Annotated in this window: 14 protein-coding genes; 3 read left to right on the top strand and 11 right to left on the bottom strand. The window is 59.3% G+C overall.

Going from position 1 to position 20611, the window contains the following annotated elements; all coding sequences use genetic code 11:
• Positions 1-68 precede the first annotated feature (68 nt).
• The 6 genes from bcsC to bcsR are packed head-to-tail and all read right to left on the bottom strand — an operon-like array spanning position 69 to position 10522.
• Entirely contained in the window at positions 69-3542 is a 3474-nt protein-coding gene (gene bcsC, locus NYE85_RS05480; RefSeq protein WP_259003581.1) for a cellulose synthase complex outer membrane protein BcsC, read from the bottom strand.
• Positions 3524-4633 (bottom strand): cellulose synthase complex periplasmic endoglucanase BcsZ, encoded by a 1110-nt coding sequence (gene bcsZ, locus NYE85_RS05475; RefSeq protein ID WP_259003580.1) that lies wholly within the window; start codon positions 4631-4633, stop codon positions 3524-3526. Before bcsZ ends, bcsC begins: the two co-directional genes overlap by 19 nt.
• Before the next feature lie 4 nt (positions 4634-4637).
• The gene (bcsB, locus tag NYE85_RS05470; RefSeq protein WP_259003579.1) at positions 4638-6938 is read right to left on the bottom strand and encodes a cellulose biosynthesis cyclic di-GMP-binding regulatory protein BcsB; all 2301 of its coding nucleotides are present in this window, start codon (positions 6936-6938) and stop codon (positions 4638-4640) included.
• 60 nt (positions 6939-6998) lie between these two features.
• The gene (bcsA, locus tag NYE85_RS05465) at positions 6999-9602 is read right to left on the bottom strand and encodes a UDP-forming cellulose synthase catalytic subunit (RefSeq protein ID WP_259003578.1); all 2604 of its coding nucleotides are present in this window, start codon (positions 9600-9602) and stop codon (positions 6999-7001) included.
• Entirely contained in the window at positions 9599-10327 is a 729-nt protein-coding gene (gene bcsQ, locus NYE85_RS05460; protein ID WP_259003577.1) for a cellulose biosynthesis protein BcsQ, read from the bottom strand. The genes bcsA and bcsQ overlap by 4 nt, the downstream gene beginning before the upstream one ends.
• A 3-nt stretch (positions 10328-10330) precedes the next feature.
• The gene (gene bcsR, locus NYE85_RS05455; protein ID WP_004957267.1) at positions 10331-10522 is read right to left on the bottom strand and encodes a cellulose biosynthesis protein BcsR; all 192 of its coding nucleotides are present in this window, start codon (positions 10520-10522) and stop codon (positions 10331-10333) included.
• Between the two features lie 203 nt (positions 10523-10725).
• Between bcsR and bcsE the strand changes: the two genes are divergently transcribed.
• The 3 genes from bcsE to bcsG are packed head-to-tail and all read left to right on the top strand — an operon-like array spanning position 10726 to position 14137.
• Positions 10726-12288, top strand: a complete 1563-nt coding sequence (gene bcsE / locus NYE85_RS05450) for a cellulose biosynthesis protein BcsE (RefSeq protein WP_259003576.1) — start codon at positions 10726-10728, stop codon at positions 12286-12288.
• Entirely contained in the window at positions 12282-12485 is a 204-nt protein-coding gene (gene bcsF, locus NYE85_RS05445) for a cellulose biosynthesis protein BcsF (protein ID WP_259003575.1), read from the top strand. Before bcsE ends, bcsF begins: the two co-directional genes overlap by 7 nt.
• Entirely contained in the window at positions 12482-14137 is a 1656-nt protein-coding gene (gene bcsG, locus NYE85_RS05440; RefSeq protein WP_259003574.1) for a cellulose biosynthesis protein BcsG, read from the top strand. Before bcsF ends, bcsG begins: the two co-directional genes overlap by 4 nt.
• A gap of 109 nt (positions 14138-14246) precedes the next feature.
• Here bcsG and dppF read toward each other — a convergent pair whose 3' ends face one another.
• The 5 genes from dppF to dppA form a co-directional block, all read right to left on the bottom strand.
• Positions 14247-15242: a dipeptide ABC transporter ATP-binding subunit DppF gene (dppF, locus tag NYE85_RS05435; RefSeq protein WP_259003573.1), complete on the bottom strand. Its 996-nt coding sequence runs from the start codon at positions 15240-15242 to the stop codon at positions 14247-14249.
• A complete protein-coding gene (gene dppD, locus NYE85_RS05430) occupies positions 15239-16219 on the bottom strand; it encodes a dipeptide ABC transporter ATP-binding protein (protein ID WP_259003572.1) in 981 nt (326 codons plus the stop codon). Before dppD ends, dppF begins: the two co-directional genes overlap by 4 nt.
• 14 nt (positions 16220-16233) lie before the next feature.
• Positions 16234-17136 carry a dipeptide ABC transporter permease DppC gene (gene dppC / locus NYE85_RS05425; RefSeq protein WP_259003571.1) on the bottom strand — a complete coding sequence of 301 codons (903 nt, stop codon included), beginning with the start codon at positions 17134-17136 and terminating at the stop codon, positions 16234-16236.
• 11 nt (positions 17137-17147) lie between these two features.
• Entirely contained in the window at positions 17148-18167 is a 1020-nt protein-coding gene (gene dppB / locus NYE85_RS05420) for a dipeptide ABC transporter permease DppB (RefSeq protein WP_259003570.1), read from the bottom strand.
• Positions 18168-18297: 130 nt separating this feature from the next.
• Positions 18298-19905, bottom strand: a complete 1608-nt coding sequence (dppA, locus tag NYE85_RS05415; RefSeq protein WP_259003763.1) for a dipeptide ABC transporter periplasmic-binding protein DppA — start codon at positions 19903-19905, stop codon at positions 18298-18300.
• Positions 19906-20611 lie beyond the last annotated feature (706 nt).

The following is a 20611-nucleotide window of genomic DNA, read 5'->3' as shown; positions in this document are numbered from 1 at the left end:
ATACCCCTAGGGTAACAAAACTACCCCAGGGACGACACTCCGAAAACTGGTGGGAAAAAACCGGCTCCCTATTTGAAATCGGCATACGGCGTCAGCGGTTGCGGTGGCAAATCCAGATCGCCCTGCCAGCCCGCCAGCGAATAACGGACATAAATCAGAGCATGACTCGGGGTATAGTCCTTCGCCTGCTGAATATCGATGCCGGCCCCCAGCGTCCAGTGAGAGCTCAAGCGGCGCTCGACGATCGCGCGCAGCGTATAACCGACGCCGGTCGACGAACCGCCGTCTTCGATCGCCAACCTGTCCGGTAGGGTAGCGGGGATCAGCCCCTGCAACGGGTAGCGCCGCTGACTGTCGGTTTTAGCATGTGAGAGCGAAACCGAGCCGCCCACCTCAAACGACCAGTTCTCGGTACGTTGGCGATAATTGACCGGTATGGCCAGCGACATATATTGCTGCGGACTGTAATAACCGCCCTGACCCAGCGAGTAACCGCTCAAATCTTTTTGATAGTGCCATAGCATGGTGTTCACACCGACGGTGGCGCGGCGGTTATCCTCATTGATCAGTTTGTAATAATAACCGGCCATCAACCTTTCGCGCTGATTGTCTTCCACGTTCTTGCCGCTGAGCTGGTGCGCACTGAGATCGGCCCACACGCCATGTGCCCCACCGCGATCGTAGCTGGCGCTCAGGCTGACGCCGGTGGCGCGCACGCCCCCCCAGGTGATGCCGGTGTTCGGATCCCGGGTACCGCCAAACGCCAGCAGCGAGCTGGACATCGGCCGGCGCGATGCGCCAAGCGTCCAGCCAATGTGTTGCCAATCGCCGCTGTAGGCCACGCCGCCGACCCAGTCAACCACCTCGAACCCCATCGGCGTGGTGCCAATATCGGTTTCCCAGCGATCGTTTTTCCAGCCTACCGCCACGCTGGTGCCAGTCGTTTTTTGCCGCTCATCGCCGCTGCAACCCTGGGTATTACAACTGCCAAAGGTCTCGTAATATTTGCCGTCGCCGTCAGTGGAAAATCTACCGGCATTGAGACGCACGGTGTCGGTGCGGAAAAACGCCCGCCCGTCATACAGCGGCATATCCACCTGCAACATGGTGTCGTGCGCCTGATAGTCCGACACGCCGCCGGTACCGCTGGAGCCCCAATAGTCATGGTCCAGCGTGACGTTGACATCCTGCTGACGATACAGATCCGCCGCATCGGCGCGAATGCCGCGCTTTAGCCAATCGTCGCCGACGCTATTGCGCGTCAGGCGGGTGTATTGGTCATTATCCTGCGGCAGCGTCGGCGTGATGCCGCTGGCGACCATCGCCTGCTGGAAATCCTGCTGTGCCAGTGCCGGCCGTGACCGATCGCGTTCCAGACGCGCCGCATCACGATAGACCAGCGCCTTGCCTTGTCCGGCCGGTTCCTGCTGCGCCGCCGTTTTCAGACGATTGAAAATATCGGCGGCCCTATCCGGTTCGCCCACGGCCTGCCAGGCATTGGCTACCCGTCGCTCACCGTTAATCGAAGCGGCGTCCTGCGGCGTTGCGGTTTGCAATCGCTGCCGCGCCGCCGACATATTGCCCTGCGCCAGGTAGGCCTCGATTTCGCCCAGGCGTGCATCCGGGTTATTTGGCTCACGCGCCCGCACCCGCTGATAGTCTGCCAGCGCACTGGCATAATCGCCGTCGGCCAACGCCCAGTCGGCCAGCGTCAGATCGATACGCGTATCCGCGCCCTGGCGTTGCAGATAGGCCACCGCCGCCGCCGGATCGCCGTCGGCACGCAGCCGTTCGGCCTGCGCCAGCGTGGCCTGCAAGCGCAGTCGCTGCGCCAGTTCGCGCATATTGTCATTCCACTGCGTGCGCGGCAGCGTGGCCAGATGCGCCAGCGCCTGCGAGTCACGATCGCTGGAGGACAGGTACAGCGCATAGGCGTAAATCTGTTGCGGATTGCTGCGCTGCTTTTGCACCAGCGCGTTGAACAGCGCATCTGCCTGCTGCGGTTGACCGGTCTGGCGCAGCACTTGCGCATAACGATAGGTCAGCCACACGTCGTCGGGGTCGAGCAGCCGTGCCTGACGGTAAGTTTCCGCCGCCTGGTGCCATTGCTGCCGTTGCGCCAGCGTCTCCGCCTGCTGTTTCAACATGTCAAGTTGCAGCCCGTCGAGGGTGTCGCGCATCTTGCTGCGCTGGGCCGGCGGCAGTCCGTTGAGGTAAGCCAGCGCTTTTTGCGGCGACTGGCGCTGATAGATATTGGACAACCCGCGTACTGCGCTACCGCTCGCGGGATCGAGCCGCTGCGCCTGTTGATAATAACGCTCCGCCGCCGCGTCGTCGTGCCGCGCTACTGCAACGTCGCCCAGGCCAATCAGCGCGTCGGCATCGGCGTTATCGATTTGCCGTGCCTGTTGATATTTCTGCTGCGCCAGCGACAGATTATTGGCCTTCAGCGCCTTGTCGCCCTCGTCGATCGCCAGCCAATAGCGGTTGGTCTTGATCAGGCTCTGCCATTTGCTGGCGCCGTAGCCATTCTTGTCCGCCTGCTGCGCCCGGCGAAACAGCGCCAGCGCCTGCGTCCGGTTGCCGGATCGGGCATAGGCCAGCCCCAACGCGCCAAGCACCTCGGGGTCGTCCGGCGTCGCCGCCAGCGCTTTGCGCAGTTCGGGGATCGCCGTACGGCTGCCGCCTTTATCCACCTGCGCCAGCCCGCGAGCTCGCGCCTGGAAGGCCGGATCGGCCAGCAGCGTTTGCTGGCGTGCCAGCTCTTCGCGTGCGCTGACCGCCTGATCGCCGGTGACGAAGACGCCAAGAAAACGCTTGAGCGCCGCCACGCTGGCCACGCTGACCGGTATTTCCTTGATTTTTTCCAGCCACAAATCGGCAGCATCGCTGCGCCCACTCGGGTCAGCCGCCGCCTTTTGCAGCTCCTCATACGCCAGCGCGTCCTGTTTCTGGCTGAACAGCAAACGTGCCAGCAGCATGCGCAACGGCACGCTGCCGGGATAACGTTTATCCAGCGCCTGTAATTTCCCGATGGCGGCAGATTCCTGGCCCGGTAAACGCGCCACCAGCCGCCAATATTCCACCGCCAGATCGAGCGTCGGCGGCTCGCCCTTGAACAGCGCATCATAGGCCGTCTTGGCCTCGGTCAAACGCCCGGAGGTCGCCATCAGCCGCGCCTGCTGCAATTGCTGCCGCGTTTCCGGCTGCGTCAGCAACAGGCTCATTTCTGCCTGCCGATAGGCAGCAGACTGCGGCGCAATACCTTTCAGCTTGTCCAGTTGCTGCTGCGCCAGCGCCTGATTCCCCTGACGCAATGCCAATCGCATACGGGCCGAAATCACCTCCGGATTGTTGGGATCCATCAGTTCCAGGCGATATAACGATTGGCTCACCAACTCTTCTTTATGGCTGGCTTCACCGACGCGCACCTGCTCCAGCAGCCACTGTTCCGGCGACACGGTTTCTGCGCCCTGCGCCGCGGGCGCCAGCAACAGGCCAAGCGGCAACAGTCGCAGCCAGTTTATTCCAAAGTTGTGCATTGGCTGCCCCAGGCGGGTTGAAGTTCACCCTGACGAGTAAAACGATAACGTTGCTGATCCCATCCCTGGCCAAACAACGTCAGCGAAGCGCTGAAATAGGCGTCGTTGCCCGGTGGGTTGTCGTTGACACGCTGGCGTTGCACCGCCAGCGCATCGGGTTGATCGGCCAACAGCGGCAACAGTGCGGCGGCGAATCCCACCGGACCGTCGCCACGGGTTGTCCCGGTGGCAGTATCGGTTTCTTCCGGCGGCACGCCCTGCCGTGCAGTCAGTTGCGTCATCGGCACAAAGCGGTTCAGCAACGCGGCACGGTGCGGATCGTCGCTCGCCAGCATGCCGGCCCACAAATAGACGCGAATGGCATCGTAGCTGCCGAGATTGGGTTTCGCGCTGTCCGGCTGCCAGCCCCTGTCACGCTGCCACACCACCCAGTCGGGTGAAAAACCGTGCGGTGCGGTTTCCAGCAACATACGCTGATTAACCTGCTGCATCGCCTGCCATGGCCCGTTCAGCGACGCAAAGCGCGCCAGCAGTTGGGGTGGCAGATAACTCGGATTGAGCCGCCAGCGATGCTCGTCGACAAAGCCTACCTTGCCCGGCAGCAGCATCGGTCCCAGGCCGGGAATATCCGCCACTTCTTCTCGCGCGATGCGTTGCAGCAACAGGGTACCCAGCGTGAGGTAACGCCGGCTTTGCCATAAGCGGCCCGCTTCCAGCAGGCTGTAGGCGATCCACAGATCGGCGTCGGACGCGGAATTGTCGTCCAGCACCAGCCAGCGCTGCTTATCATCCTCCCCCCAAAGCCAGGCGGGAAGGTGGGCGCTGAGGTCGCCCTTCGCCAGATTATCTTCGGTCCAGCTCAGCAGCCGATCGAAGGTCGGTCGGTCGTTGGCAACCAATGCGAAAAACAGCCCGTAACTTTGCCCTTCCGAGGTGGTAATGCGATTCGGACTGCTGGGGTCGATCACCCGGCCACCTTCGCTGATGTAAAACTGCCGGTACTGCTGCCATGCCGGCCACGGGCAGGCCGCCGTGGCGCCGAACGCGCACAGCAGCAGCAGGGTCAAGGTCCATCTTACCCTCAGACGCATGGCGTTAATCCCGATCTTCCGGTGACAGGCGACGGCGGCTGAAGGCCTTCAGGCCACGCCACAGCATCAGCGCCAGAATCACCACCACGATAACCGCCAGCACCGCCAGCAGTACCGGGTGCGTCGACAGCGCATGCCAAACCCGCTCCCACCACGGCAAATGGCCTACGTAATAAATATCACCAACGCGCAGGCTGTTAACCCCTGATTCACGAATAACCGACACCGAGCCAAACATCGCGGCACGCTTGCCGCTGTCGAGCAGGGCGTTGCCCAGCAGCTGATAACCGCGCGGGCTGTCGGCCAGCAGCGCCACTATGCTGCGCTGCTCGTTAAACGGGGACTGAACGCCGATGATCGCCGCCATCGCTCCCTCGGAACCGATGGCGGTTCTGCTGTCCGGCTTGCTGTCGTCAGCCAAAACCTCCATGCTCGGCAGGGTCGGCTGGCGCCGCGGCTGTTTCACCCAGCTTTCGGTGGCGTCGACCAACAGGCTGACCTTTTTGTCGTCACGCAGCTCGGGGGGAATGGTACCAATCATCAGAATGTCGGCATCTTTCTCTTTGGCCTGCGACCAGTCATCGCTCAGGCTGACCGCCAGCGCCGGATAGCCGGTCTGCGCACCGATATTGCCCAACGCGTCGAGCAAGGCGCTAACCTGCGCCGGTTGCGGCTGTTTATTGACCAGCACCAGCGTTTGCGACAGGTCCGCCAACCGGCTGAACGGGAACGCCGCATTGGCAAACGCGCGCAGATCCGGCATCGCCATAAAGTGACGATAGCCAGAGAAGTCGATGGTCGAACTGCCGTCGATCACCGCATGGTTTGGCGTGAAGGAATAGGTTTCACAGCGGCCTTCCGCCCCGCTGGCCAGCAGCGTGGTGTAATCAAAGTCAAAGCGCAGCTGATTGACCGCACCGAGCCGCAGCGCTGGAATGGTGACGTTTCGGTCAGAATCGATCAGCCCCTGGGTCAACGGCAGGCGCAGCAACTGCGCGCCCTGTTCATGTTCCGGTACCAGCGAATAGGCCTGGATGAACTGATTGTTCAAATTGACGTTGAGGCGCGAACCGTCCTGGATGCGCGGCGGCGTATAACGGTATTTCAGCCGCATATCAATGCCGGTACTGCGGATCAGGAACAGATCCGGTGGCAGATTCATGGTCAGCGAAATCGGGCTGGGCTCAATGCCGCTGGTTTGCAGCTGTTCGGCGTACTGTTGCAACTCGGTGAAGGTCATCGGCCGGTCGGTACGCACCCAGTTTGGCGCATCGTAAGGCTGACGCGGTGCCAGTTGCTCGACCTTGTCCACCGTGACATTCTGGCCACGGAACAGGATATTGCCCTGCGCGATGCCTTTGACCGCGGTCACCAGATCGTCGTCGTCACGCCCTTGAATCAGCAACAGTTTGACGTAAGGGTTATCGGGGTGGCTAATCATTTCCACCGTCGGGCCGTTGACCGCCGGGTAGTCGCGCAGGAAGGCCGGGCGCCGTTGGTTGGTGGCGAACACCACCGCGTGCCGGTCTGGCAACGTATCAAACATCGTCGGGAATGACTGTCCACGCCACTGGGCCTTGCTGCCGAACCACGACGCCAGAATGCCCGCCGCACGCTGCTGGGTGATGTCCGGCTGGCCGGCAAAGACCATCGGCAGCGTCAGCGGCCGGTTATCGCGGCTATCGAAAAACGGTTCCGGGAAGTGCGACAGTTCGTTCTTCAGCGGCAGCGTCTGATAACGCAGCTTCAGCGTGCTGGATTTACCGATCTCCAGCCACAGCGTGCTACTGGCCGGGTTTTCGCAAATATTTTGATAATGACCGACAAACACCAGCTTAAGGCGATTAAAATCGGTGATATAGCGCGGATCGATCGCCATCTCGATATGATTGGGCTTGCCCAACTGCTCTTTGGCGATAGTGGTGACACCCATCAGTTCATCATTCAGATACACTTTGAGGTGCGACTCTACCGGGATCAATGACGGTGACGGGGTAAATGACAGATCGAGCGTTGCCTGCGACACGACTTCGTCACTGCGTACGCCGAATTCAATCTGGCCGTCCGGGCGCGTGCCGCGCAGGGTGAAGGTACCCGGCGGCGGCGCGATCTGCGCAAACGGCAACTGTACGTCGCGCACCGGCGCATCTGGATCCTGCGGCGCAGCCGGGTTCACCGGCACGACCAATGGCGCGTCGGCGCTGGCCGACGGAACGGCGGCGGTAGCTCCCGGGGCGGTTTCAGCCTGGGACAACGTACTGATGCCTAAGGCCAACGCGGTAAACCAGGTTAATTTTCTTGTCATCGTATCATCATCAAAGTTAGTGCCAGTTCACCCTGCGGTGAGCGGCAGTGGAAACACGGCCTACACCACGGTCTCTTTTGGGCTTAATGCCGGGTTCTGCCCCACGCTATGCGGAATGAAAGACAGTCCCCAGGCTATCAGTGTGGTAAACCCGACCAATATGCTGCGCACCAACGGCGGCGCGTAATCCACCAGGCGAAGATAGCCGCGGAAGCCCAGTGCCAGCACGTCACGCAGGCTTTCGATCGGCTTATCTTCCGGGAAACCGTCCTGCCATAGCGCCCAGGTATCGGCACGGGCAAAGGTGCACTGTATAAAATCAATATGTTGCCGCGTCGTCATGTCGACCATACGCAAGCCGACCTTGGCGCCGAAGGCGCGGGTTACCTGGCACGGGAAGCTGTATTCCTGCTGACCACGCTTCAGCAACAGCGCCACCCGATCGCCGTCTTGCAGTTGATCCGCCACGCGCATTTCAACGCCTACCCCGCCGTCGGAATAATCGCGTAGCGTACAGGGGAACAGATGGCCATCGGCGCGCGCCAGCGCGGCTGGCAAGGCGATTTCGACCCGGTGCGCCTGGCGCACCTGCTTGGCCTCCACCGCCACCGCCACCGCGCCGCCCAGAATGGTCATGTTGTACAGTACCCACACCAGACTGACGATCACCGTCATGATTTCATCGGTCGGGCCATGCATGATACGCCAGACCCCAAAGCACAGGCCCGCCAGATTGAGCAGCACCAGTACCATATACGGCCGGGTAATCACCCAGTCGACGTGTTCTTCCTCCACCAGCCCGCCTTTGGCGGTGACGTTGAACTTGCCCTTGTGCGGGTTGAACAGCGCCACGGTGGTCGGCCGGGCGATATACCAGGCCAGTACCGTTTCGTAGATTTCACTCCAGAACGAATGGCGGTATTTGCCCTGGATACGCGAGTTGGTCAGACTGGAGTGGATCATGTGCGGCAGTACATACAGCGCGATAGCCAGCGCCGGTGCGAAGATGATGTATGCGTGCAGCAGCAGAAACGCCAGCGGCGCGGTCAGGAAGATCAGCCGCGGAATGCCCGATAAAAAGTGCAGCATGGCGTTGGCATAACACAACCGCTGCGCCAGTTTCAGCCCTTTACCAAACAGCGGGTTATCCAGCCGGAAAATCTGCACCATGCCGCGCGCCCAGCGGATACGCTGGCCGATATGCGCCGACAGGCTTTCGGTGGCCAATCCGGCCGCCTGCGGAATGCGGATATACGCCGAGGTATAGCCAAGGCGGTGCAGTCGCAGCGAAGTGTGGGCATCTTCGGTCACGGTTTCCACCGCTATACCACCGATTTCGTCCAGCGCGCTGCGCCGCAGAATGGCGCAGGAACCGCAGAAAAAGGTAGCGTCCCACATGTCGTTGCCGTCCTGCACCAGTCCGTAGAACAGCGTGCCTTCATTGGGGGTCTGGCGGAAGCGCCCAAGGTTGCGTTCAAACGGATCCGGCGAGAAAAAGTGGTGCGGCGTTTGCAGCATCGCCAGCTTGCCATCTTTAAAGAACCAGCCCATGGTGAGCTGCAAGAATGAACGCGTCGGCACGTGGTCGCAGTCGAATATCGCGACAAACTCGCCGGTGGCCTGCTTCAATGCATGATTGATATTGCCGGCCTTGGCATGCTCGTGGGTCGGCCGCGCGATGTACTTCACCCCCACCTCGTCGGCAAAAGCGCGAAATTCTGCGCGGTTGCCGTCGTCAAGAATATAGATGTTGATCTTGTCCTTCGGCCAGTCGACGCCCAGCGCGGCGTAAATGGTCGGCTTCACCACGCCCAGATCTTCATTATAGGTCGGCACCATCAGATCGATGGTAGGCCAGCTGTCGCTGTTGTCGGGCAATGGCACCGGTTGGCGGTTGAGTGGCCAGACGGTCTGGAAATAGCCCAGCACCAGCACCACCCAGGCATAGGTTTCCGCCACCAGCAGCAGCAGACCGCACACCAGGCTGAGCGGGTCATCCCAATTGAGGGTCGCAGTGTAACGCCACCACAGATAGCGGCAGGAGACGGTGAGTGATAGCACGATCAGCATCAGCGCTGGCAGCCGCCCCGGCACCCGGCGCACCACCATCGCAATGCCCCACAGCAGCAGCACAAACACAAACTGCGCCGATAGATCAAACGGCTGTGAAATGCATAACAGTGCCAGGATCGCCGCCACGATGCCGCAGCCAATAAACAGCACGCGGCGCAGGGTGCGGTTCATGCTGCCCAAACGCTCGACGGTACGCTGCTCGACGTCGGCATCTTGCAATCGGTGCGGCAGCCGTTGCAGCCAGTTAACGTAGCGCAGCTGCAGCTTGCGCCAACCGGCAAAGGCGTAACGGCCACGCGGCACCCGACCGCTGCGAAACATCAACAGCCACAACGCCTGTACCAGATAGCGCAGGCCGTCCGCCAATCGCGGGCGCAACGGGGAAATATGCGGGAACCAGTAGCTGCGGCCAGCGCGGATACGCTGCCAGGCCGGTGACTCGAAGCGCAAGAATATCCAGCCGCCGGCCACCAGCAGCGTGGTAAAGAAGGCCGTCAGCACCGAGGAACCGTTGCGGCGATAGGTGCGATAGCGACGCTGCACCGCCACATGGGCCGGCGGCATCAGCAGCAGGCTCATCACCCGGCTCATTGTCCGGCATCCCGCAGGTTGAGCAGACACCAGTTCGCCAGCGTCAGCACTTCGTCAGCAGCCAGGCTGTCCGGACGGTACTCACCCAGCGGCTGTTTCACCGCCATGGCTTCAGCCAGCGCCTCGTCGCGGTGAATGACCATCGGCAGCAGGCCGTTCAGCGTTTGCAGCCACAGCTGATGCAAATCCTGCTGTAGCTGGCTGGCAGACGAGTAATGGTTAATCAAAAAATGGCCATTGCCCGGCAGCAACTGCTGATGCAGACGGGCGTGGCAGTTGGCGTCGGGCGTCAGCAGGACAAACACCCGATCGGCGGCGCTCAGCGCCTGGCGCGTCTGTGCATTGTCAACCGCCGGTACGTCCAGCAGGATCCAGCGATGCTGCCCGCTGTGTTGCAATTGCTCCAGCCGCCGAGCCCAGGATATGTCAGAGTTTTGGCAATGTTGTTGACGTTCTACGGCATCCAACTGGCCAAAGGGCAAAAAGTCGAGCTTTTCGCAGTAGCGCATCGCCCCCTGACGCCAGTCGGCACCGTCCAGCTCTGCCCGCGCCCAACCTCGCGCCAGCGAAAAGGGGGTGTTGAAATGTAGGCGTAATAAATTATCCGGCGACGCATCAATGGCCAGCGTTGTTTCACCTAATTGCCGTAATGCCCAGGCCAGCGCCGCCGTTACCGACGTCGCGCCAATTCCGCCTCGAATCCCTTGTAGCGCAATCACCGGCATATATTAGTGACTCCCTGATTTCTGGGATAATTCTTCCAATAATGGCCAACGCGCCATCATTTGCGCCAAACGTTCCTGGCGGGAAATATCAATATAATGTAATTGCGGTAGGGCGAAAACGTGGCGCAACGTTTCTAGATCGTCCGGTGCCTGTGAGGCCAAAACCGCGTTTAAGCGCGTTGGTTGATTATTCATCCTGCCGCCTCGAAAATAGGCTAGTGTTATATAACTATAGCAATAGTATGTAAAAAAATAGCCAATAAGATGAATCCTAACGGATATTATTACACAATGCCGGTTGTTTGTTATTATTGGCTGCAATGTTACAATCGTTTATTCGGTAATTCTAGTTTCCAGATATTGACCCGCGGCCTTCTCAACGAAAGTAGAAAACACCTATGGCGCACGCTTTCTCATTAGGAATTCGACAGATTTGGGAAGAACTTTCTGTCATGCAATCCCCGGGATTTTATTGGGTTAATATCGATCGCCAAAGAGACGCCGAGCTCCTGTGTCGGCAAATAATTTCCGCGCAGCCGGAATCCGCTCGAGCGGCGCTGATTTGCAGCGGCGAAAAGCCGGATAAGGTGCTGAATTCTCTAACCTCCGCCAGATTAAACAAACTGCCGCTGTATACGCTGCCGGAGCAAAAGGCCGCGCTATTGCATTTCAGTGACGATCTGATGCGCACGCTGAAACCGCAGAACCGATTGTTGATCCTGCTGGCGCATGCCAGCCTGTGGCAGACCTTCACCCGCGAGGAGATCCAAAGCTGGATAGCCAGCCTTGGCCGTTGGCTACGCCGTCAGGGATGTACCCTGGTTACCCTCAGCCACGGCAGCGGCGTGAATAAATTACGCGGCCAGCTCGGTAGCCAGCATCGGTTGCTGGACGGTTTGGCCAACCTGCAATGGCAGCAGGACAGCGCGCAATACCTGGTTAACTGGTGGAGCACCGCCAATGGCATCAACGCCAATCAGTTAATCACGCTGTACCCCGCAGAGCACGGCTGGCAAGGCGAAGATGAAAACAGCAAGCCGTCGCCGAGCGTAGCGCACAATGACGATCACCTGTATTTGGCGGAGCACAGCATTCTGGAAGGCGCACCGCCGCTGTCTGCCCACTGGCAATTGCTGGAAAGCAACGCGTTGCTGGCGCAACACGGCATGCTGACCCTGTCGGCGACGCTGATATTTTCGTTATACCAGAGCGATCAGATCGACGCGCTGGCGCATCAGATTCACAATCTGCGCCGCAGTCGCGGTAACGGACTGAAAATCGTGGTGCGCGAAATGAACGCCAGCCTGCGTTACAGCGATGAGCGCCTCCTGCTGGCCTGCGGCGCCAATCTGATCGTGCCGCACGTGGCTCCGCTGTCGCGTTTTCTGACCATGCTGGAAGGCATTCAGGGCCAGCGCTATTCGCGCCACGTGCCGGCGGATATCGACGCCCTGCTGGCCGGTCTGCGGCCGTTGCAGTTGAAGGGCTATCTGCGATCCGATGATTTCAGCCAGGCGGTACTGTCATTGATGGGCAACACGCTGCTGCCGGAAGACGGTAAGGGCGTGATGGTCGCACTGCGCCCGGCACCGGGCCTGCGCGCCGAACAGGCAATGACGCTGTGCCATATGCGACGTTTCGGCGACGTGATGACCGTGGCGCAAGGGCGGCTGTTCCTGTTCCTTTCCACCTGCCGCATCAACGATCTGGATACCGCAATGAAGCATATTTGCCGCCTGCCGGTGAGCGAAGCCTTCAGCAATCAGCTGGTTTGGCATATGGACGTTGATATCGTGGCGGAAATCAAGCGCCTGGCCCACGGCAACGCCATGGCCGCACGGCAGGAAGCGCCGCTGCTCGCCAAGCCGATCGCCGCTGCTGCCGTTGCCAGCCCGGCGACGCGCCGCCAGCCGGTTGCGTTCAACCTGATTGACGGCAGCCAGGAGGATTCGCCATGCTGAACCTGACCGATATCGTGCAGTTGATAATACTGTGCGCGCTATTTTTCATTCCGCTGGGCTATGCGCTACATCGCCGCTACCCGCACTGGCGGCAACGCTGGCAAAATCTGCTGTTCTCACCGCGTTATTTGAAATCGGCCGGCCTGTGGGTGCGCGACGGCTCCTCTTTCCAGATTAAGCGCAAAAAACAATCATGAATGATAAAAACAATACGCAAAACGATAATGCTCTGTGGCGCTACTGGCGTGGGCTGGGTGGCTGGAACTATTACTTTTTGGCCAAATTCGGCCTGCTGTGGTTCGGCTATCTGAATTTCCACCCGTTGGCCAACCTGGTGTTTATGGCCTTCCTGCTGATGCCTATCCCGGCCATGCGCCTGCACCGCTGGCGGCACTGGCTGGCGCTCCCGATCGGTCTGGGGCTGTTTTATCATGATACCTGGCTGCCGGGGATCAGCAGCATACTCAGCCAGGGGTCGCAGCTAACCGGCTTTAGCACCGACTATCTGCTTGAACTGGTGAACCGCTTTATCAACTGGCAGATGGTGGGAGCCGCCTTCGTGATGCTGGTGGCCTATCTGTTCCTGGCACAGTGGCTGCGGGTCACGGTATTTACCGTCGCGGCCATGGTGTGGCTGAACGTGCTGGCCATCGGAGGTCCGGCGATTTCGCTGTTGCCTACCACCACCACCGCCGCCACGCCAGATCCGGCCACCGCTCCGGCACCGACCGCCGCCGCCGGCAGCAACCTGCCAGCGGCCAGCGGCCCGCCGACCAACGCCAACCTGACCGCCTATCTGAATCAGTTTTACGATCGCGAAAAGGGCCGCACTACCGCTTTCCCAACCGCGCTGCCGGACGACGCCCAGCCGTTCGACCTATTGGTGATCAATATCTGCTCGCTGGCCTGGTCGGATATCGAAGCCTCCAAGCTGGAAAACCATCCGCTGTGGGCGAAGATGGACATCATGTTCGACAACTTCAATTCGGCCACCGCCTACAGCGGCCCGGCGTCGATACGCCTGCTGCGCGCCAGCTGTGGCCAACCGTCGCATCGCGATCTGTATCAACCGGTGAATCAGCAATGTTATCTGTTTGATAATCTTTCAAAACTCGGCTTTAAACAACAGCTGATGATGGACCACTCCGGGGTGTTCGGCAATTATCTGAAAGAACTGCGCGAGCAGGGTGGCATGCAGGCTCCACTGATATCGCAAGCCGGCGTCAGCAATGAACTGGCATCGTTTGACGGCGAGCCGATTTTCAACGATCTGGAACTGCTCAACCGCTGGCTGGATCAGCAGACCAAAGCCGGCGACAGTCGCAGCGCCACCTTCTTTAACATCATCCCGCTGCATGACGGCAACCGGTTTGTCGGCTCGAAGAAAACAGCCGAATACGCGCCTCGGGCGCAAAAACTGTTCGATCAGCTCAATACCTTCCTCGACGAACTGGAGAAATCCGGACGCAAAGTGATGGTGGTGATCGTGCCGGAACACGGCGCGGCGCTGGTGGGCGACAAAATGCAGATGTCCGGCCTGCGCGATATCCCAAGTCCGAGCATCACCCATATTCCGGTCGGCATCAAGCTGGTGGGCATGAAGGCGCCGCATCAGGGCAGCCCGTTGCAGATCAAAACGCCAAGCAGCTATCTGGCAATTTCGGAGCTGGTATCTCGCCTGGTGGACGGCAAGGCGTTTACCGCCTCGGCCGTCGATTGGCAAACGCTGACCCAAAGCCTGCCGCAAACCGCGATTATTTCGGAAAACGACAACGCCATCGTAATGCAGTATCAAGGCAAGTCGTATATCAGGCTGAACGGCGGTGATTGGGTGCCTTACCCGCAATAATCCCTCACCACGGGCGGTTCCCATCGCCTGACGCCGGATCATACCGATAAAAAATGCCGCTCGGGTTTAACCGAGCGGCATCACGCTACCACCACCATCAATCAAAACGTCAGGCGCTTTGCTGCTCCTGTTCATCCTGATCGACGGCAAAGCAGGCCACCATTTGATCGCCGTACTGTCGCAGCTGCGGCTGCAACTGGCTACAGGTGCCGAACGCGCGACGGCAACGGGCGTTGAACGCACAGCCCGGTGGCGGGTTCATCGGGCTTGGCAGTTCGCCGGTCAGCTTGATGCGTTCGCGCCGCATATCCGGGTTCAGGCGCGGCGTCGCAGACAACAGCGCCTGGGTATACGGATGACGCGGATTGTTGAAGATGGCATCTTTGCTGCCCTTCTCCACACAGCGGCCGAGGTACATCACCATCACTTCATCGGCAATGTGCTCCACCACCGACAGATCGTGCGAAATGAACACGTATGACAGGCCAAGTTCCTGCTGTAAATCCATCATCAGGTTCAGCACCTGCGCCCGCACCGATACGTCCAGCGCCGACACCGGTTCATCGGCAATCACCACGTCCGGGTTGAGCATCAGCCCACGCGCGATGGCGATACGCTGCCGCTGACCGCCGGAAAACATGTGCGGATAGCGATCGTAATGCTCGGTCTTCAGGCCGACCTTGGCCATCATCGCCAGGGCTTTTTCTCGCCGCTCGGCGGTGCTCAAGGTGGTGTTGATCAACAACGGTTCCTCGAGGATCTGTCCAACCTTCTTGCGTGGGTTGAGCGATCCGTAAGGATTCTGGAACACAATCTGGATCTTCTGACGGCGCAGTTTTTCTGCGGTGACGTCCGGTTTCAGCAGATCCTGGCCTTGATAATACAGTTCGCCGCCGGTCGGCACTTCGATCATGGTCAACAGCCGACCCAGGGTTGATTTCCCGCAGCCGGACTCCCCCACCACCGCCAGCGTTTTGCCGCGTTCGAGATCAAAGGAAACGCCATCCAGCGCTTTTACCAGCCGTTCCGGCGCAAACAGCCCCTTCTTGACCGGGTAGTGTTTTTTCAGGTCAATGGCCTGCAACAAGGGTTGATTCTGGCTCATACGGTCGGCCTCCCCGCATCATCCAGCGGTGTGTGACATTTAACCTGGCGACCGGGAATGCTGCGCAGTTCCGGCTCCTCTTGGCGGCAACGCTCGGTGGCATACGGGCAACGCGGATTGAGCAAACAGCCACCTGGCCGGTCATATTTGCCCGGTACCACGCCCGGCAACGACGCCAGACGCGCCTTGTCGGCCGCGAATTCCGGCAGCGCGCGCAACAACGCCTGGGTGTACGGGTGGCGCGGCGCGCGGAAGATTTCCGCCGCCTTGCCGGATTCCACCACCTGCCCGGCGTACATCACAATAATTTGATGCGCCGCCTCGGCCACCAGAGCCAGATCGTGAGTGATCAGCAGCAGCGCCATATTTTCACGCTGTTGCAGCTCAAGCAGCAGCTCAATGATCTGCGCCTGAATGGTCACGTCGAGCGCGGTGGTCGGCTCATCGGCAATCAGCAATTTTGGCCGACAGGCGATCGCCATGGCGATCATCACGCGCTGGCTCATACCACCGGAAAGCTGGTGCGGATACACATCCAGCCGCGAAGCCGGATCGGGGATACCCACCTGGTTCAGCAAGTCGATGGCGCGTTGGCGACGGGTACGACGGTTGCCGCCCTGATGTACCTTCAGCGCTTCCATGATTTGGAAACCGACGGTGTAGCACGGGTTAAGGCTGGTCATCGGATCCTGGAAAATCATCGCCACTTCGGAGCCCACCAGTTGACGACGCTCTTTTTCGGAGATCTTGCGCAGGTCCTGCCCGTTGAATTCCAGCTTGTCGGCCATCACTTTGCCGGGATAGTCGATCAAGCCCATGATGGCCAGCGAACTGACCGATTTTCCGGAGCCGGATTCGCCGACGATGCCGACCACCTGCCCCTGTTCCACGCTGTAACTGATTCGGTCTACCGCGCGAAACGGCGTGCCTTCGTCACCGAAGTGCACCGAAAGCTTGTCTACATTCAATAACGCCATGTTCGGGTCCTCGGTTACTGCTTGAGTTTGGGGTCGAGGGCATCACGCAGGCCGTCCCCCATCAGGTTAAACGCCAGTACCGTCAGCAGGATCGCCACGCCGGGGAAGGTCACGACCCACCAGGCGCTTTGTGCGAACTGCAGCACGTCGGAGAGCATAGTGCCCCATTCTGGCGTTGGCGGCTGTGCACCCATGCCGAGGAAGCCGAGAGCGGCCATATCGAGAATAGCGTTGGAAAAACCCAGCGAAGCCTGCACGATCAGCGGAGCCAGACAGTTCGGCAAAATGTTGACGAACATCTGGCGCAGCGCGCCGGCCCCCGCCACGCGGGAAGCGGTAACGTAGTCACGGTTGACTTCCACCAGCACCGCCGCGCGCGTCAGGCGCACATAGTGCGGCAGGGCGACGAAGGTCAGCGCCAGTGAAGCATTGACGATAGACGGGCCAAATACCGCCACCAGCACCAGTGCCAGCAACAGGCTTGGCAACGCCAGCATGATATCGACGATGCGCATGATAATCGCATCCACCACGCCGCCAAAGTAGCCGGCCAGCAGGCCGAAAATCACCCCCATGATCAGCGACAGCACCACCACCAGACAGCCGACCAGCAGTGATAGGCGGGCGCCGTACATCAGACGCGACAGCACGTCGCGCCCCACATCGTCGGTGCCGAGAATGTATTGCCAGCTGCCGCCGTCTTGCCAGACCGGGGGCTTGAGCAATGCGTCGCGGAACTGCTCGGCCGGCGCGTGCGGCGCCAGGAAGCCCGCGCCGATGGCGATCACGAACATCAGAATAATGTATACCAGGCCGACAACGGCCCCTTTATTGCGCTTGAAATAGTGCCAAAACTCCTGCAATGGGGTCATTGGCTTCGGCGCGCCGGTTACTACCGGCTCGGTCACTTGAGTCATCGCGGCGCCTCTTATTTCTTGTGACGAATACGTGGGTTGACCACGCCGTAGAGCACGTCTACCAGCAGGTTAACCAGAATGATCATACAGGCGACCAGCAGCACGCCCCCTTGCACCACCGGATAGTCTCGGCGTTGCAGCGCATCCATCAACCAACGGCCGAGCCCCGGCCAGGAGAAGATGGTTTCGGTCAGGATCGCCCCGGCCAGCATGGTGCCGACCTGCAGGCCGATCACCGTCACCACCGGCAACAGTGCGTTACGCAGCGCATGTACCACAATCACCCGCATGCGGCTTACGCCCTTGGCGCGCGCGGTGCGGATGTAATCCTCGCCCAGCACTTCCAGCATCGAGGAACGGGTCATACGCACGATCACCGCCAGCGGGATGGTACCCAGCACGATGGCCGGCAGAATCATGTGCATCACCGCGTCGAGGAAGTCGCCCGGTTCACCCCAGAACAGGGTGTCTATCAGCATAAAGCCGGTCAGCGGCATGGTGTCGTCAAGAAACACCGTATCGCTGATGCGCCCCGACACCGGCGTCAGGTTGAGCTGTACCGAGACCAGCATGATCAGCATCATGCCCCACCAGAAAATCGGCATGGAATAGCCGGTCAGTGAAATGCCCACCGCCGTGTGATCGAAGATGGAACCTCGCCGTACCGCCGCCAGCACGCCGACCGGTATGCCGACAATCACCGCGAAAATCATCGCGCAGATGCCCAGCTCCAGCGTCGCCTTGAAGCGCGGTACGAACTCGTCCCAGACGGAAATACGGCTCTTGAGGGACGTCCCCAGATCGCCATGCAGCACGTTGGTGACGTAAGTGAAGTATTGTTGATAGAGCGGCTTGTCCAGCCCCATCTCGGCCATGATCTGCGCATGGCGCTCTGCGGATATCCCGCGTTCCCCGGCCATGATGGTCACCGGGTCACCGGGGATCATATGGACGAATGCAAAAGTCAGCAAGGTAATGCCGATAAACGTTGGGATAACTAACCCCAAACGTCGGAGTATGAACTGCAACATATCCCGAACTCTCTGTATAGTTGCCCGGCGGCTCGTGGGCCGCCAGGCTTATTAAAGCTCACATACTTCCGATGTTTCCGCTGAGGCGTAAACCCCTGCGTCGATGTCGGCCCGGTTGGCGGGCCGCTGATCAATCGACTGAAACGTTCTCAAAGTGATGTTTACCCAGCGGATCCACGACGTAACCTTTAACTTCTTTACGCACTGGCTCATAAACGGTCGAGTGGGCGACAATCAGCGCTGGCGCCTGATCGTGCATCACCACCTGCGCCTGCTTGTACAGCTCGATACGCTTGTTGTGATCGGATTCGGCACGCGCCGGCTGGATCAGCGCTTCAAACGACTTGTCGCACCAGCGAGAGTAGTTGGAACCGTCTTTGGCCGCCGCACAGCTGAACAGCGTAGCGAAGAAGTTGTCCGGATCCCCGTTGTCGCCGGTCCAGCCCATCATTACCGTCTGGTGCTCGCCGTCTTTGGCGCGCTTGAGGTATTCACCCCACTCATAGGAAACGATTTTGGCTTTCACGCCGATCTTCGCCCAGTCGGACTGAATCATCTCGGCCATGCGGCGGGCATTCGGGTTGTACGGACGCTGTACCGGCATCGCCCACAGGTCGATGGAGAAACCGTCCGGCAGACCCGCTTCCTTCAGCAGTTCCTTGGCTTTGGCTGGATCATACGCGTAGTCTTGCACCGCGTCGTTATAGCCCCACATGGTTGGCGGGATCAGGTTTTTGGCCGCCTGGCCCGCCCCCTGATACACCGCTTCAATGATCGCCTGCTTGTTTACCGCCATGGTCAGCGCCTGACGCACTTTCACATTATCCAGCGGTTTCTTCTCGACGTTGAACGACACATAGCCGACGTTCAGCCCCGGTTGTTCCATCAGATTGATGTTTTTGTCCTGCTTCATACGCGCGATGTCAGCCGGGTTCGGGTACGGCATGACCTGACACTCGTTCTTTTGCAGTTTGGCATAACGCACCGAGGCATCCGGCGTGATGGAGAACACCAGACGATCGATCTTCGGCTTGGTACCCCAGAAGCCGTCAAACGCCTTGTAGAGGATTTTGGAATCTTTCTGGTATTGCAGCAGTTGGAACGGACCGGTACCGACCGGATTCAGATCCACTTTTTCCGGCGTGCCGGCTTTCATCATGTTGTCGGCATATTCCGCAGACAGGATCGAGGCGAAGTCCATGCCCAGATCGGCCAGGAACGGTGCTTCCGGACGGGTCAGGGTGAAACGAACGGTATTGTCGTCCACTTTTTCGATCTTGGCGATCAGATCCTGCATGCCCATGCCCTGGAAGTACTCATAGCTGCCGCCGGACACCTTGTGGTAAGGGTGCTTTGGATCCAGCTGACGTTCGAAGGAGTACACCACGTCATCAGCGTTGAAATCACGGGTAGGTTTGAAACCTTTGGTGCTTTGCCACTTCACGCCCTTGCGCAGGTGGAAGGTATAGACTTTGCCATCTTCGCTGACGTCCCATTTTTCCGCCAGGCCCGGCTGTAATTCGGTGGTGCCGATCTTGAATTCGACCAGACGGTTATAGATAGGTACCGAACTGGCGTCATAGGTAGTGCCGGAGGTGAACAGCTGCGGGTTAAAGCCTTCCGGCGAACCTTCAGAACAGTAAACCAGCGTTTTTGCCTGTACGCTGGCCGCAACGGTCAGCGCAACCAGCCCAATGCCGAATTTCAGAATCCCCGATTTTGCCAAGGAACTTGTCATCATTAGTGCTCCGTTAGTGTGATGTGTGTGTAAACCCTTTAGCTGTCACCGCGCAGGTGGGTTGGCTGCCCTAGCCCGCCGCGCTCGCTTACCGAGGTAAGTACCGGGGACTCGCCGGGTTGCCGCTTTCCTGCAGCGTGACGTCTATTGGGTTATTCCCGCCAGCCCTGTATTTTTTATTGCGTGGTCTGTGCGGCAGTTGCCCGAAGGCAGAAGAGTTGAGCGCGAAGAACCGGATGGAACGCATCCTTGTGTGGGAGTTTGAGCGCGTGGTAGTCACTCAAACAGCTCTCGCTCTACCCATGAGGCTAACAAATTGCCAACTGTTTTGGGTGGCGTCAATATAACCAGTAGGGTTTTACGCAGTCTGTGAGAAACAGCAAACAAACATAAAAAAAACCTTTTTTTAACAGATGCAGCATGAAAACTTATGCTATGCGCTTTAACTTGGTTCAATACACTGCGGGCGTAGTTTTGACCGGAGTTATACTCCGATAAAAAACTAAAAAAGTTTGTTGCTGAATGATGAATATCTGAACGGTTATTTTTGTGATCGCGGTTAAAGACAGGACGAAATGCTGACCCCTTACTCGAAAGAGTGAGTCCGAAGTGCGTTTAATGCGGCAGCGCCTGTAACAATCTATGCTACGTAAAAAAACTTTTAACTATTAAAAAGCCGAGAGCAAAACGATATCTCTCGACAACG

Origin of the sequence: Serratia sp. AKBS12 (assembly GCF_024793895.1) — a bacterium.
Lineage (GTDB): Bacteria > Pseudomonadota > Gammaproteobacteria > Enterobacterales > Enterobacteriaceae > Serratia_F.
The sequence above is the reverse complement of the archived record's forward strand: the minus strand, read 5'-3'. Positions and strand labels throughout refer to the sequence as shown.

Coding starts and splice junctions, on each gene's coding strand:
- dppA (WP_259003763.1), bottom strand. CDS start 19,905: ATGACAAGTTCCTTGGCAAAATCGGGGATTCTGAAATTCGGCATTGGG.
- bcsA (WP_259003578.1), bottom strand. CDS start 9,602: ATGAGCCGGGTGATGAGCCTGCTGCTGATGCCGCCGGCCCATGTGGCG.
- dppC (WP_259003571.1), bottom strand. CDS start 17,136: ATGACTCAAGTGACCGAGCCGGTAGTAACCGGCGCGCCGAAGCCAATG.
- dppB (WP_259003570.1), bottom strand. CDS start 18,167: ATGTTGCAGTTCATACTCCGACGTTTGGGGTTAGTTATCCCAACGTTT.
- bcsQ (WP_259003577.1), bottom strand. CDS start 10,327: ATGCCGGTGATTGCGCTACAAGGGATTCGAGGCGGAATTGGCGCGACG.
- bcsF (WP_259003575.1), top strand. CDS start 12,282: ATGCTGAACCTGACCGATATCGTGCAGTTGATAATACTGTGCGCGCTA.
- bcsE (WP_259003576.1), top strand. CDS start 10,726: ATGGCGCACGCTTTCTCATTAGGAATTCGACAGATTTGGGAAGAACTT.
- bcsB (WP_259003579.1), bottom strand. CDS start 6,938: ATGACAAGAAAATTAACCTGGTTTACCGCGTTGGCCTTAGGCATCAGT.
- dppD (WP_259003572.1), bottom strand. CDS start 16,219: ATGGCGTTATTGAATGTAGACAAGCTTTCGGTGCACTTCGGTGACGAA.
- bcsC (WP_259003581.1), bottom strand. CDS start 3,542: ATGCACAACTTTGGAATAAACTGGCTGCGACTGTTGCCGCTTGGCCTG.
- dppF (WP_259003573.1), bottom strand. CDS start 15,242: ATGAGCCAGAATCAACCCTTGTTGCAGGCCATTGACCTGAAAAAACAC.
- bcsR (WP_004957267.1), bottom strand. CDS start 10,522: ATGAATAATCAACCAACGCGCTTAAACGCGGTTTTGGCCTCACAGGCA.
- bcsG (WP_259003574.1), top strand. CDS start 12,482: ATGAATGATAAAAACAATACGCAAAACGATAATGCTCTGTGGCGCTAC.
- bcsZ (WP_259003580.1), bottom strand. CDS start 4,633: ATGCGTCTGAGGGTAAGATGGACCTTGACCCTGCTGCTGCTGTGCGCG.